The sequence below is a fragment of the Aromatoleum sp. genome (assembly GCF_035254505.1).
In the GTDB taxonomy this organism is placed as follows: Bacteria; Pseudomonadota; Gammaproteobacteria; order Burkholderiales; family Rhodocyclaceae; genus Aromatoleum.
This window is the reverse complement of the sequence record NZ_DATFAO010000092.1, coordinates 1-13,273: the sequence shown is the minus strand read 5'-3', so window position 1 is coordinate 13,273 and position 13,273 is coordinate 1. Positions and strand designations below refer to the sequence as shown.

General features: G+C 67.0%; 10 protein-coding genes. 2 read left to right on the top strand and 8 right to left on the bottom strand.

What is annotated here, in order from left to right:
• Window positions 1–2: 2 nt before the first annotated feature.
• The 7 genes from VJ673_RS19300 to VJ673_RS19270 all read right to left on the bottom strand — a co-directional run bounded on the left by VJ673_RS19300 (window position 3) and on the right by VJ673_RS19270 (window position 10,873).
• Complete coding sequence (locus VJ673_RS19300; RefSeq protein WP_324127792.1) at window positions 3–1,301, bottom strand: DUF1329 domain-containing protein; 1,299 nt, start codon at window positions 1,299–1,301, stop codon at window positions 3–5.
• Between the two features lie 17 nt (window positions 1,302–1,318).
• Window positions 1,319–3,325, bottom strand: a complete 2,007-nt coding sequence (locus VJ673_RS19295; protein WP_324127791.1) for a DUF1302 family protein — start codon at window positions 3,323–3,325, stop codon at window positions 1,319–1,321.
• 43 nt (window positions 3,326–3,368) lie between these two features.
• The gene (locus VJ673_RS19290) at window positions 3,369–5,744 is read right to left on the bottom strand and encodes an efflux RND transporter permease subunit (RefSeq protein ID WP_324127790.1); all 2,376 of its coding nucleotides are present in this window, start codon (window positions 5,742–5,744) and stop codon (window positions 3,369–3,371) included.
• Window positions 5,745–5,753: 9 nt separating this feature from the next.
• A complete protein-coding gene (locus VJ673_RS19285) occupies window positions 5,754–6,719 on the bottom strand; it encodes a WD40/YVTN/BNR-like repeat-containing protein (protein ID WP_324127789.1) in 966 nt (321 codons plus the stop codon).
• Between the two features lie 350 nt (window positions 6,720–7,069).
• Window positions 7,070–9,448, bottom strand: a complete 2,379-nt coding sequence (locus tag VJ673_RS19280; RefSeq protein WP_324127788.1) for a xanthine dehydrogenase family protein molybdopterin-binding subunit — start codon at window positions 9,446–9,448, stop codon at window positions 7,070–7,072.
• Entirely contained in the window at window positions 9,445–9,960 is a 516-nt protein-coding gene (locus VJ673_RS19275; RefSeq protein WP_324127787.1) for a (2Fe-2S)-binding protein, read from the bottom strand. The genes VJ673_RS19280 and VJ673_RS19275 overlap by 4 nt, the downstream gene beginning before the upstream one ends.
• Window positions 9,961–9,991: 31 nt before the next feature.
• Window positions 9,992–10,873: an FAD binding domain-containing protein gene (locus VJ673_RS19270; RefSeq protein ID WP_324127786.1), complete on the bottom strand. Its 882-nt coding sequence runs from the start codon at window positions 10,871–10,873 to the stop codon at window positions 9,992–9,994.
• Window positions 10,874–11,137: 264 nt separating this feature from the next.
• Here VJ673_RS19270 and VJ673_RS19265 point away from each other — a divergent pair, with 264 nt between their 5' ends.
• Together VJ673_RS19265 and VJ673_RS19260 are read left to right on the top strand one after the other, a co-directional pair.
• Window positions 11,138–11,350, top strand: a complete 213-nt coding sequence (locus VJ673_RS19265; RefSeq protein ID WP_324127785.1) for a hypothetical protein — start codon at window positions 11,138–11,140, stop codon at window positions 11,348–11,350.
• A 27-nt stretch (window positions 11,351–11,377) separates the two neighbouring features.
• Window positions 11,378–12,280 (top strand): aminotransferase class V-fold PLP-dependent enzyme, encoded by a 903-nt coding sequence (locus VJ673_RS19260; protein WP_324127784.1) that lies wholly within the window; start codon window positions 11,378–11,380, stop codon window positions 12,278–12,280.
• Window positions 12,281–12,415: 135 nt separating this feature from the next.
• On the opposite strand, the gene VJ673_RS19255 is transcribed toward VJ673_RS19260, so the two are convergent.
• On the bottom strand, window positions 12,416–13,273 hold an 858-nt coding region (locus VJ673_RS19255), incomplete at its 5' end, for an electron transfer flavoprotein subunit alpha/FixB family protein (RefSeq protein WP_324127783.1).

The following is a 13,273-nucleotide window of genomic DNA, read 5'->3' as shown; positions in this document are numbered from 1 at the left end:
CCTCAGCTACCGCGCATGAACTGCACCGAGAACAGCTTCGTCGGGCTCATCTCCTGGTCGAGGTGCACCTTGAACTTGCCGGTCGAGCAATGCTTGGCCTGCACGTCGATGATGCTGAAGCCGTCGTTGATCGCCACGCCGCGACCGGCGTTCTTCGGCATGTGGCTCTCCGAATCCGTGTAGGCGATGATGAAGGTCTTCCACAGCTCGCCCTTGCGGTCGTAGATCTCGTTCAAGCTCAGCGCGTAGGTCTCGGCATCGACGTAATGCACGCGCTTGCTGATGACGTGGTCGGGATTGACCGGCACCGACTCGATCACGTAGGTCTTGCGCAGCTGCCACGTCACGTTCGGGAAGCACGCCCCTTCGCCGCCGAAGTCGATGAACTTGAAGTCGGCCTCCTTCGGCTCCTCGGCGAGCTTCTGCTTGTTGTGCGCGTAGAAGGGCACCAGCAGGTCGCGCGTGCCCTTGTATTCCCACTTCATGTCGCGCATGCGGCCGTTGTAGCCCTCGAAGTCCTCGACCATCAGGTCGGAGCCGAGGAAGGGGTCGGTGACCTGGTTCGACGCGAGGCGGCGCACGCGGCGCTGGAAGCCGAGGTACAGATACACCTCGTCGAGCTTCGCGTCGTCGGAGAAGCGGCTGATCAGGAGCTGCGTGTCCTTCAGGTCCTGCGGCTCATGCACCTTTAGGTAGCCCGAGCGCAGCAGCTGCGAGGGGTTCGGTTCGACTTCCGGGCGCGGCTCCTGGTCGACGCGATGCTTCCACTGGATGATGTGGTACTCCTGCTTCAGCGTGCGCTCGACCTTGCCGCTCGCCATGTTCTTGTATTCCATGTACCACGGCCAGATCGTGTAGCTGTCGCCGATGCGGTTGTTGTGCTGGAAGTTCCAGAACACCTTCTCGCCGGCGCGCGGGTCCTTCGCGTCGGGCTCCTGCGGGAAGGGCCGGCCGGCAACGAAGCCGACTAGATCTCCGACGTTCGCCCCAAGCGACACCTTGTTGAGGTTCTTGCGCGTCGCGTCGATGTAGTTCTTGCTGATCCCGAACGAGTAGGTCTCACCCACCGCGAGCGTCGTCTGCCCGCTCTTGATGAACTGCGCCATGCTGGGGATGAGCGCCCCCTTCGCGGCCTCGACGTTGCTCTTGTCGATGACCGTGCCCGGTTTTACGCCCGCCACCGTCGGCACGCCGCTCTTGTATGGACCGAAGCTCTTGTCGACGTCCGCCTCGGTCGCGGCCTGCGCCGTGCCGATCGCGCCGGCCGCCAGCAGCATCGATGTCATTGTCCTCATCTTCATTGTCGTCCTCCTCCGGATTAGAATTTGTACTGCAGCACGAACTGCAACTCGTCTTCCTGCTGTGCCATGCCGATCGGGCCCGCACGGAAGCGGCCGAGCGGCTCGAAGCCGCCCAGCCCCAGCGAGCCGTCGTTCGGCCCCTGCCCCGGCGAGGCGGAGAACGGATGGAAGGGGTTGCAGGTGCGGCAGTCGTCGAACTTGCGCGCGCCGTGGCCGACCTTGACGTTGGCGCCGACGGTGAGCTTGAGCCTGTCGCTGAAGAGCCAGTCGATCGATGGCGCGATCGCGGTCGCGTTGGCCTTGACGTCATGCGCCATGATCACCTGCGGGCTCACGCGGTCGTTCATATAGAAGCCCTTGAAGAGCAGTGTGAAGATGTTGTTGTCCTTCCAGTCCGGCATGCCGACCTTGCCCAGCGGACGCTGCTCGAGTTCGTGGTCGAGCAGGTGCTGGCCGAAGAGCTGCGCCGAAATCAGGAACGCACGCGTCTTGTTGAGGAAGGGGATGAAGGTCGGGCGGTCCCAGCCGATCACGTAGCGGAACACGCGCGATTCGGAGAACAGGCGCTTGCGCAGGCCGTTCGGGAACTCCTCGCCCTCGGTCAGCGCGGCCTCCAGCCGGAACACCGACTTGATCGAATCCACCTGCAGGTCCATCGATCCGCCGATCAGGTTCACGCGCGGGAAATGCACGTCGAATGCGATCAGGTAGGGATAGGGATGCGGTTGCGGCTGCGTGTCGACGGCGCCGACCGGGTCGAAGGGATTGCGCGCCGGAATGCCGCCGCGCAGCGAAGGCAGCTGCGAGCGGTAGGTCAGCGCGTTGAGCGAGAAGCCGACGCCGCTTTTCTGGCCTTCGAGCTTGACGCCCAGCTGGGTGTTCGACAGCGACCAGCTCGGCAGATGCGCCTTGCGGATACCGATCTGGTTCGGGCCGAAGTCGGTCGCCGCGAGCCCCGGCAGCCCGAGGTTCGCGAAGTTCGCGACCGTGCCGCCGTTGTCCCACAGGTTCTTCATGCCGCGCATGAAACAGCCCGCGTCGAGGATCACGTTCGGGCTGCCGCACTGGCCGATGTTGTGCGGCCGGAACTTGTCGAAGTTCCACACGACGGCGAAGTTCAGGTCGTCGAAGGTCTCCGTCGCGCCGGCGCGGTACTCGGCCTGCATGATCCACATTGGAATGCGGATGTCCTGGAGCTCGTCGTAGATGTTGTTGCGCGAGTAATCGACCGGATTGATGACGTCGAGCACGCGGAAGAGGTCGGTGCGTCCCCACACCACCTGCTGCTTGCCGACCTTCATGAACAGGCTCGAACCGTCGTCGAAGGGCACGGAGCCGGTGACGTACGCCTCGCGGATGAAGTCCCAGCGGTCGTTGAACTCGGGCGACTCCAGTTCCTGTCGGCTCGCATCGAGATAATCCTTGATGCAGCCGCGCGAGTCCTTGTCGCACGGGCGCACTGGCACCGCGAACGCGACCCCGCCGTCGGTACGATGCAGGTGTTCGCCCAGCACGGCGAGCCCCTCGTTGGGGTTGTAGCGCGGCGCCGACGGGTCGGTCGAGTTGAAGCCGAAGGCGCCGCCGCCGGGCAGGCCCGCGAGTCCCGCGGTGAGCGGATTCGTCGGACTCCCGAGGCCACCGCCGTGCGGCACGCTCGAACCGGGGATGCCCACGGTGTTCTCCAGCTGAACTGCACCGCCGGCCTTGTTCCCGTAGGTGTCTTCGTTGAGGCGATAGACGCCGTCGAACGTGCCGCGCAGCTTCAGGTTCACGCCCACGTCGTCGAACGCGCCGCGCCGGCCGAGCTGGCGGTCGATGTCGATCTTCAGCGTATTGCGGAACTTCGACAGCCCGACATCGCGGCGCGCGAAGGTCGCGTTCTCATAGACCACGTCGACGCGCGCCTCCTCGTTCGGGATGTCGCCCGCCGCTGCGCCCCCCGTGTGCGCGACGCCGACGGCAAGCGTCAGCATGCCGGCGGCAAGCGGTGCGTTGCGGCTATCCTTCTTTGCGGATTTCCTCACCTTCGTCCTCCCCTCGTTGTTGTCGGCGCCCGCGCGTTCGCGCTCACGCCACCTGCAGCACACCGTCTTCGTCGAGCCGCGCCTTCGTGATGAAGGCCGGCTTGAACACCACGACCCATGCCGGCATCAGCAGCATCGCGGCGAGTGCGTTGAGTACCAGCATCAGCGTCAGCAGCAGCGCGGAATCCGCCTGGAAGCGCAGATCGGACAGGAGGACCCACATGATCACGCCCGCGATCAGCGTCACCGCGGTGAACACCACCGCGAAGCCCGTCGTGCCCGCCGCCGTGCGCACCGCCCGGCCGAGGTCGCCGCACGCGGCCATCTCCTCGCGGATGCGGTTCATGATGTATATCGCATAGTCGATGCCGACGCCGATGCCGACCGCGATGACCGGTACGGTATTGACGTTGATGCCGATGCCCTTGGCGCCCATGTACGCGTAGGTCATCACCGTGGCGAACAGCATCGGCAGCACCATCAGCCAGCCCGCATGGAGCGAGCCGTAGGACAGCGTCACGAAGACGAACGCCAGCGCGAGCACGAGCGGCACGATCAGCCGGTTGTCGTCATCGACGGCGTCGTTGATCGCGGCATTGACGCCGATGGCGCCGCCGCCCAGACGCAGCTCGAAGCCATCGACCGCGCCGACCTTCGCGATGCCCTGCTCGGCCACCTGCACCGCGCGCCGGATCGTGTCCGCCTGCTTGTCCTTGTAGTAGAAGACGAGGTTCGCATCGCGCTCGTCGGCATCGAGGAACTCGGCGAGCGCGCCGGGGATCGGGCTCGCCGCCATGTAGGCGAAGAGCAGCCCGCCGACCGCCGAGGCCGACTCGGGGATCTGGTTCCAGCGGGGATCGGTGTTGTGGATGAGGCCATTGACCGCGCGCACGAGGCCCGGCAACGCCTTGGTGCCGCCGAGTGCCGGGTCGAGCAGCATGTGGTGCTGGAAGCGCTCGATCGCGCGCAACACCTCGGGCCGCTTCAGCCCGCCTTTCTCCGCAGTGCGCGCGACGATGTAGAGCTCCTCGGAGCCGGGAAAGCGCGCATTGATCGCGCGCGACGACACGTTGTAGTCGTGGTCCGGATACAGCAGCGGCGACCCCGCCTCGGCCTCGCCGATCTTTACGCGCGAGGCGAGCACGCCGCCGCCGACGAACAGCACCGCGGCGATCGCGAGCACCGAGGCGGCCGTGCGTCGGCTCCCGACCGCGCCGAACGTCCGCTCGACGGCCGCGTGCGCCCAGCCGCGGCGGTTCTCGGTATTGCGCGGCGCCGGCAGCAGCCACAGCAGCAAGGGCACGACCAGCAGCACCGTGAAGAACACCGAGAACGCCCAGAAGCCGGCGTAGTAGCCGAGTTTCGTATTGATCGGCGCGGCGCCGAGCGCCAGCACGGCGATTCCGATCGCATCGACCGAGATCGCGAGCGAACCCGGCCGGAACAGATCCTCGAACGCCGCGCGGGCCGCCACGCGCCCGTCGCGACTCGTCGCGAGCTCGGCGTAGTAGCGCTCGACGAGCTGGATGCTGTGCGACATCGCGCGCGCGGCGATCAGGAACGGGATCACGAGCGACAGCGGATCGAGATTCCAACCCATCCTCGACACGAAGCCCAGGCCCCAGATCGACGACAGCGCGATGCCGACGAGCGGCAGCGCGACGCCGTAGAAGCGGCGGAAATGCGCGACCAGCAAGCCCACCATCAGCAACAACGTGAAGAGGAAGATCTGCAGGATCTGCGGCAGATAGGTGTACACCCAGCCGATCAGCACGGGCTGGCCGGTGGCGTGGATCCTGGTGCCGGCAGCCTGCTCCTTCGCGCGCACCGCCTGCAGCTCGGCGAAGATCTTCTCGTAGTCGATCGCGCCGGCTTCGTTCATCTGCGCCTTCACAAGCGCCGCCTTCGCGTCGGGCGACACGAGCAGGCCGTAGATGCGCGGGTTGGCGCGCACCTCCTTGCCGAACGCGTCGAGCTCGTCGGCTGTCAGCGCGGGGCGCTGCGGGTCGTAGTACGGCTGGGAGCGCATCTCGCCGTCCTCGGTCAGCCAGATCTTCCGTGACGTGCGGTGCGTGAGACTGGAGACGAGGTTGTGATTGACGCCCGACAGGCTATCGACGGCCTGGGTGACGCGGTGGATCAGCGCGAGCGTGTCGTTCGTGAAGATCGTGCCGTCCTCGACCTCGATCGCGACGACGATCTGGTTCGCGCCGCCGAAGGTGTCGCGGATCTCGTTGTGCAGGCGGATGAAGGCGTGGCGCTGGGGCAGCAGGTCGCCGAACTCGGTGTGCATCTTCAGCGCCGGAATCTGCAGCGCGAAGTACGCGGTGACCGCCAGGATCGCGGCGAGCACGAGGCGCGGGAACGCGAAGATCTTCAGTTCGAGCTGGTGCAGCGCGTGGGTGAAGTGATGTCGCACGGCCTCTCCTTACTTCGGCATTGCAGGGATCGGGGAAACGATGTCGAGCGTGCCGGCGCCACCCGCGACGAGCAGGCCTCGCCCCGCGAGCGAGAAGCCGCTGCGCAGGTAGGGCGCCGGGCGGCCTTCCACCGGCTGCCAATGGCCGTCGTCGAGCGCCAGCACCAGCCCGTTCGCGCCCAGCGCGTACACGCGGTCCTCGTGGCGGGCGAGGCCGTACATCGGTGCGCCGGTCGGATTCGGCTGCTTCTGCCAGCTCGCGCCGCCGTCGGTGGTGTGCAGGATCGTGCCGGCGAGCCCGCTGACCCAGCCGGTCTGCGCATCGGTGAAGAGCGCGCCGTATGGATAGAAATCGTTCGGGATCGGCGTGCCCGCCTGCCAGCTGGCGCCGCCGTCCTGCGTCGTCAGGAAGCTGCCGAATTCGCCGGTGATGACGCCGTGCCGCTCGTCGACGAACTGCACCGTCGTGAACATCTGGTCCTCGCCGAGCGAGGCGTCGCGCCACGTCGCGCCCCGGTCGGCGCTCGACAGGATCGCGCTCTCGCTGCCGACGACCCACACCTGCCCGTTCGGGTCGCACGCGACCGCGAGCGGTGTCGCCTCGCTCGTGATCGGGCGTGCGGTCCAGCCGCTCGCCGTGGCGTCGGCGATCCACACGCGGCGGCCGAAATCGAGCGCGACGAAGCCGCCGTCCGGACACACCGCGGCGCCGATCAGCGATGCGCCGGCATCGACGACCTGTCGCGTCCAGCTCTTGCCGGCATCCGCAGACGACACGACGACGCCGTTCGCACCGACCGCGACGAGCACGCTCGAATTCGCCACGGCGGCCTGGAACTGGTCGGAACGCAGCACCGGCGCGCTCTGCGTCGCGGCGACGTCGGCGAGGTTCGCCGATGCACTGCAGCCTGCGAGCCCGGCGTGCGCGAGTGCGAGCGGCACAATCCGGGTAAGTAATCGGTGAATCCGAGCCATGAAGTCCCCTTGCGGTCAGCAATGGCTTCCCGTGTCCGGGGAAGCGAATCCGTCGTTTGGGGTTGGATGTCCCGAACCGCAGGCCGAACCTGCGCGGGATGCGTCATGCGACTGTGGCCGATGCGGGTCCGGCTCTGTGATCGGGAAGAGGGTTCCCGACGTCACGCGATGTAGGGAAATTAAGCACTTCCGGGGGGAGTCGCTATCCGGGGAATGCGGCGCATATCCGCGAACTGCGGATCGTTTTGTGACTCGTCGCGCAGGCGGTTGCTGGCCGCGGCAGAGCATCGCCTCACGCAGAAACGATGCGGCCGCCCGGAGGCGGCCGCCGACGCAGGAAACGTCGCAGCTCAGCTTCGGCGCAGCGTGCCGTAATCGCGGACGCCCTTCTCCAGGATGCCCTTCAACACCTTCTCCGGCGTGATCGGCGCCTCGGTGAACTGGATCCCGATCGCATGGAAGATCGCGTTGGCCACCGCGCCGACCGGGCTCACGAGCCCCGACTCGCCGACGCTCTTCGCGCCGAAGGGGCCGATCGGATCGGCGTCCTCGACGAGGATCGTCGTGATCTTCGGCATATCCTCCGGGCCGAACATCTTGTAGTCCGTGAAGCTGTTGTTCTGCACTCGCCCCTTGGCGTCGTAGTCGATCTCCTCGCTCAGCACGAAACCGAGGCCCTGCTGGATGCCGCCTTCGAGCTGCCCTTCGACCGCGGCCGGATTGATCGCGCGGCCGATGTCGTGCGCATTGACGAGCTCGATCACCCGCACCTCGCCGGTCTCGGTGTCGACTTCGACCTCGGCGAACGACGCGCCGAAGGGTGGCGAGTTGTGCGGCGCGAAGAAGCTCACGTAGCCCTGGATCTGCCCGGGCACCCCGCCTGGTTCGCCGGTCATGGGGTCGACGAAGTGATACACGCCGGCGCGCGTGATCGCCTCGGCCTCGATGCCCCGCGCCGGGTCCGCCTTCACGAAGATCCGCTTGTTGCGGATGTCGAGCTGGTCGGCGGGAACGCCGAGCTGCAGCGACGCGCGCTCGAAGAGCTGGCGCTTCGCCTCCTCGCACGCCTTCTTCACCGCCGCGCCGCCCACGTAGATCGTGCGGCTCGCATGCGCGCCGATGTCGAAGCCAGCGACGTCCGACGTGCCGCCCGACAGCTGCACGTGCTCGAACGGGAAGCCGAGCGTCTCGGCGGCGATCTGCTTCAGCGCCGTGTGCGAGCCCTGCCCCATGTCCGAGCACGCGAACAGGACCTCGGCGGTCGCGTCCTCGTTGAGCTTCACGGTGCAGGCGGTGTGTTCCAGCAGCATCGGCATCGCGCCGCTGGTGTGGTTCATGACAGCCACCCCCACCCCACGGCGGATCGTCCCCTCCTGCTTCGCGTACTTGCGCCGCTTCTCGGTCCAGCCGATCGCCGCTGCGCCGCGGTCGAGGCACTCGTCCAGCGCGCACGACGGATAGGTGACGCCAGGACACCAGCCGTCGTCGCCAACGCCCTTGTGCCATTTCTTGCGCCATTCCACCGGGTCGGCGCCGAGCTCGGCGCAGCCGCGGTCGATCAGTTGTTCGAGCACGAAGTTCGTCTGCGGATTGCCGTAGCCCCGGTAAGCGCCGGTCAGGCCCTGGTTCGTGAAGTAGGACTCGCCGCGGTAGCGCAGCGCCGGGAAACGGTACATGCCGCCGAGCCACGCGCCGGCCGTGAAGGCCGTGCCGGAGGCGTCGAGGTAGTAGCCGCCCTTGTAGTTCTCGAAGCGCGCGTCACACGCCACGGGGGTGCCGTCGCGCTTGAAGCCTATCCTCATCCAGTACTTGCCCGGGTGCCGGCTCGGCGAGATCACCCAGTCCTCCTCGCGCAGCGTCTGCAGCTTCACCGGATGGCCGGGCACCGCCAGCGCCATCGCGCAGGCCTGCGGCTCCGAGATCATGCCGAGGCGCGTGCCGAAGCCGCCGCCGATCACGGTCGGAACGATCTTCATGAGATTCATCGGCAGGTCGAAGAGCTTCGCGAGCTTGCGCTGCACGAGCTTGGGCATCTGCGACGAGGTCCAGCACGTGAGCCGCCCGCCGCTGTCAACCTTCGCGACGTACGCGTGCGGCTCCATCTGGCATTGCTTCTGTTTCGGGACGTAGAACGCGTCCTCGACGACGACGTCCGCGTCCCGCATCGCCCCCTCGACATCGCCGCCGCCGAGCGCGTGGTTCGGGAACATCGCCTCGGGCAGCTGGAACGCCAAGTTGCCGGGCTTTTCCGGCGTGAACTGCACCGCCCCGGGCGCCCGCGAAGCCTCCGCGGTCAGGTACACCGGCAGCGGCTCGTATTCGACGACGATCTTCGCGGCGGCGCGCTCGGCCGCCTCTTCGGAGCGCGCGATGATTCCGCAGATCGCATCGCCCTGGAATTTCACGTGCTCGGTGAAGATGGGCTGGTCGTCGATGTCGCCGAGCATGTCGTGCATCGACTCGGACACCATCAGATCCAGCACCGACGAGTTGTAGCGCTTCGCCGTCACGTCCTTCGGCCCGATCACGCGCACGACGCCCGGCGAAGCCGCTGCCGCCGAAAGATCCAGCCGCTTCACGCGCGCGTGGGCATGTTCCCAGCAGCGCACCACCTTGCCGTACAGCATTCCCGGCAGCTGGATGTCGGCCGCGTACTGCGCCTGCCCGGTCGCCTTGTCGCGCACATCCACACGCGGCGCATTGGTGCCGACGATCGTTTGCTCGCTCATTGCACGACCTCCTTGCAGGGTTGCGCTTGCGCCGCCGCTCGGCCGGGCATCGTCTGTGCCGCTTTCTTCACCGCCTTCACGATCTTCTCGTAGCCGGTGCAGCGGCAGATGTTGCCCTCCAGCGCGTGGCGGATCTCGGCCTCGCTCGGATCGGGATTCTTCGCGAGCAGGCTCGCCGTCTTCATGACCATGCCCGGCGTGCAATAGCCGCACTGGATCGCGGCCTCGTCGACGAAGGCCTGCTGGATATGGTCGAGCCGGCCGAAATCGGCCCGACCCGCGGCCGTCGTGATGCGCTTGCCGTCCATCGTCGCGGCGAGCGTCAGGCAGGAATTGACCGCCTTGTCCTCGACGAGCACGGTGCAGGCGCCGCATTCGCCCGTGCCGCAGCCGTATTTCGTCTCCGTCATGCCGAGCTCGTCGCGCAACACGTCGAGCAAGGTGCGATTCACGGCGACGTTCAGCTTGTATGCCTCGCCGTTGATATGGAGGGTGATGTCCCGGTTCTTCATTCTGGTCTCCTCGTCTTCTTGCGCCGTGGGCTCAGGCGGCCCCGCAGGCTTCCTGGATCGCGCGCTTGAGCAGCACGCCCGACACCTGCCTGCGGTACTCCGCGGTCGAGCGCTTGTCGTCGATGGGGCTGATCTCCCCGGGCACGGACGCCGCGACGCGTTGCAGCACCTCCGCGGTCAGCTCCTGGCCCTTCAGCAGCGTCTCCGTCTTGGTCAGGCGCAGCGGCGTGGGCGCGACGCAGCCCATGGCGAGGCGGGCATCGATGCAAGTGTTGCCCGACATCTCCAGACGGACGGCCACGTTGAGCTTGGCCAGATCCTCGCTCATGCGGGTCATGCGCTTGAAGGCCGAGCGCGAGCCGGCGACGGGCGGCGGCAAGACCAGTTCGACGGCGAGTTCGTCGGGCTGGCGCGCGGTGACGCCGTACGACAGCCAGAAGTCGTCGATGTCGACCTCGCGCCTGCCGCCCGGGCCGTGCAGCACGACGGCGCCGCCGAGCGCGTAGATCGCGCAGCTGCAGTCACCGGCGGGGGACGCGCGCAGCAGGTTGCCCAGCACCGTGGCGGTGTTGCGCACCTGCCCGGTCGCGAAGGTCTGCGCGGCGTTCCAGAGGGCACGGTAATGCTGTTTCACCTCCGGCTGCGCGAGCAACTCGGCCACCGTCGCCTTGGCGCCGATGCGCAGGCCCTTTTCCGGATCGAACAGCACGTAGCCGAGACCCGGAACGTTCTCGAGGCTCATCACGAATTCAGGCAACTTCGCGGGCGGCTGCGCGAACTTCATCGCGACCATGACGTCGGTGCCGCCGGCCATCACGGTGATCCGGTCGCGATGCGTCGATAGCAGCGCGACCGCGTCGGGGATGCTCTGAGGAAGTAACAGGTCAAAATCCGGCAATATTCGACTGCTCATGGAAGACACTCCTTCGCGAGAGGCAAGTGGGGTGGATCGGACGGCACGGGTGGTCCCCGAACTCCCGTATTGATACGGCGAGGGAAGGGGGACGGCTATCCGCGAGCTGCGGGTCCTATCCCCAGAGTTCGGAAACTTCGCTTCGACGCGAACGGCGCGAGTCGCCCATACCACGTGGGGGGGACGCCGCCGGCGGCGCATGGCTATAGTCACCTCACGTTCCACCGCATCGACGCTGCGTCGATTCACACGAGGAGAAACGCCATGGCTTCCCGATACGATCCGATGGTCTCGCTGATGGATTCCGAGGGTGACGACACCGATGTGGCGGGCATTCCGTTTCCCGCCCGGCACTGCACCGGGACGCTGGACTTCCCGGCCATGCCGGACGGCGATTCCTTCCTCGGCGAAGTCCTGGCATTCATCCGCAGCACGGCCGAGCGAGCCGGCGGCAGCGACCCGGCGTCCCGAGCCTGACACCGGGCAAGCGGCGCTTGGGTGACAATGACGTCAAGGACTACAGAAACCGTCCCCGTCGCCCTCCGGCGCGATCTCGCCCAGGCGCGCGCCGATTTCCCCATCCTGCGCACGCGCGTGAATGGTCAGCCCCTGACCTACCTCGACAACGCGGCGACGACCCAGAAACCCGACGCGGTCATCGATGCCGAGGCGGATTTCTACCGCACTGCCAACGCCAACGTGCACCGCGGCGTGCATGCCCTGAGCCAGCGTGCGACGGACGCCCACGAGGGCGCGCGCCACAAGGTCCGGTCGTTCATCAATGCGCGTGCCGATGCCGAAGTCATCTTCGTGCGCGGCACGACGGAGGCGATCAACCTCGTCGCGCAAGGCTTTGCAGAGCCGCGCCTCGCTGCCGGCGACGAAGTCATCGTGAGCGCGATGGAACACCATTCCAACATCGTGCCGTGGCAGATGGCGTGCCGCCGCACCATGATCCGTTCGGTGAGCTTCGACACGACCGAGTACAACGAGCTGCCCTACCGCCTGGAAGCCGGCACGCCGCACATTGCGGGCGTCGTCGGACTGGGCGCGGCGCTCGACTACGTGAGCGCGATCGGCATCGAACGCATCGCCGCCCACGAACGGGCGCTGCTGCAGAACGCGACGCGACAGCTCGCGGGCGCATCGTCGGCACCACCGCGGAAAAGGCCGGCGTCCTGTCCTTCACGCTCGACGGCATCCATCCGCACGACATCGGCACGATGCCTCGACGATTGCGGGATCGCCGTCCGCGCCGGCCACCATTGCGCGATGCCGCTGATGCAGCGGCTCGGCCTCACCGGCACCGCACGCGCATCCTTCGCGCTGTACAACACGCACGACGATGTGGAGCGGCTCGTCACGGGCATCCGGCAAGCCTTGTCTTTGCTGGTGTCTAGCCGTTGACGAACGCTCGATACCGTCAAGTTTACCGTCACCCCGCGGATCCTCCGCCCGACTTCCTCCAGTGCATCGTTCCATCATTCGAGTGCGCCGGCATAACGGGTATCAGCGAAGGGTTAATGACCAAGAGTCGAAGGATTACGCTAGTGCGGAGCGAAGCTCTGGAACAATCCGGAACAAATCGGCTACCAACCCGTAATCGGCCACCTGGAAGATCGGCGCTTCGGGGTCCTTGTTGATCGCGACGATCACCTTGGAGTCCTTCATGCCAGCGAGGTGCTGGATGGCGCCGGAGATGCCGACCGCGATGTAGAGCTGCGGCGCGACGATCTTGCCGGTCTGGCCGACTTGATAGTCGTTCGGCACGTAGCCGGCGTCGACCGCGGCGCGCGAGGCACCGAGGGCTGCGCCGAGGGCGTCGGCGAGCGGCTCGAGCAGCGCGTGGTAGTTCTCGCCGCTGCCGAGGCCACGGCCGCCGGAAACGATGATCTTCGCGGCGCCGAGCTCGGGGCGGGCGCTCTTCGTCAGCTCGCGCCCCTTGAGGGTCGTGAGGCCCAGATCGGGACCGGCGCCCAGCGCTTCGACGGCGGCCGCACCACCCTGCCCGGCCGCTTCAAACGCGGTCGTGCGCACGGTGATGACTTTCACGGCATCGGCCGACTTGACGGTCGCCATCGCGTTGCCGGCGTAGATCGGGCGCACGAAGGTGTCGGCGCCTTCAACGGCGACGATATCGGAGATCTGCGCCACGTCGAGGAGAGCGGCCACGCGCGGGGCGACGTTCTTGCCGTTGGCGGTGGCGGGGGCGAGGATGTGGCTGTAGCCGGCCGCATTGGCGACGACGAGCGCCGCAATGTTCTCGGCGGTCTGGCCTTCGTAGTGGGCGGCGTCGGCGACGCGCACCTTGGCGACGCCGGCGATCTTCGCGGCCTCGGCCGCGGCAGCGCCGCAGTTCGCGCCGGCCACCAGCACGTGGACTTCGGCTCCGAGCTTCGC

What these genes read in the sequence shown, in the direction of transcription:
- VJ673_RS19300 (WP_324127792.1), bottom strand. Translation starts at nt 1,301, where the DNA reads ATGAAGATGAGGACAATGACATCGATGCTGCTGGCGGCCGGCGCGATC.
- VJ673_RS19285 (WP_324127789.1), bottom strand. Translation starts at nt 6,719, where the DNA reads ATGGCTCGGATTCACCGATTACTTACCCGGATTGTGCCGCTCGCACTC.
- VJ673_RS19280 (WP_324127788.1), bottom strand. Translation starts at nt 9,448, where the DNA reads ATGAGCGAGCAAACGATCGTCGGCACCAATGCGCCGCGTGTGGATGTG.
- VJ673_RS19275 (WP_324127787.1), bottom strand. Translation starts at nt 9,960, where the DNA reads ATGAAGAACCGGGACATCACCCTCCATATCAACGGCGAGGCATACAAG.
- VJ673_RS19270 (WP_324127786.1), bottom strand. Translation starts at nt 10,873, where the DNA reads ATGAGCAGTCGAATATTGCCGGATTTTGACCTGTTACTTCCTCAGAGC.
- VJ673_RS19265 (WP_324127785.1), top strand. Translation starts at nt 11,138, where the DNA reads ATGGCTTCCCGATACGATCCGATGGTCTCGCTGATGGATTCCGAGGGT.
- VJ673_RS19260 (WP_324127784.1), top strand. Translation starts at nt 11,378, where the DNA reads ATGACGTCAAGGACTACAGAAACCGTCCCCGTCGCCCTCCGGCGCGAT.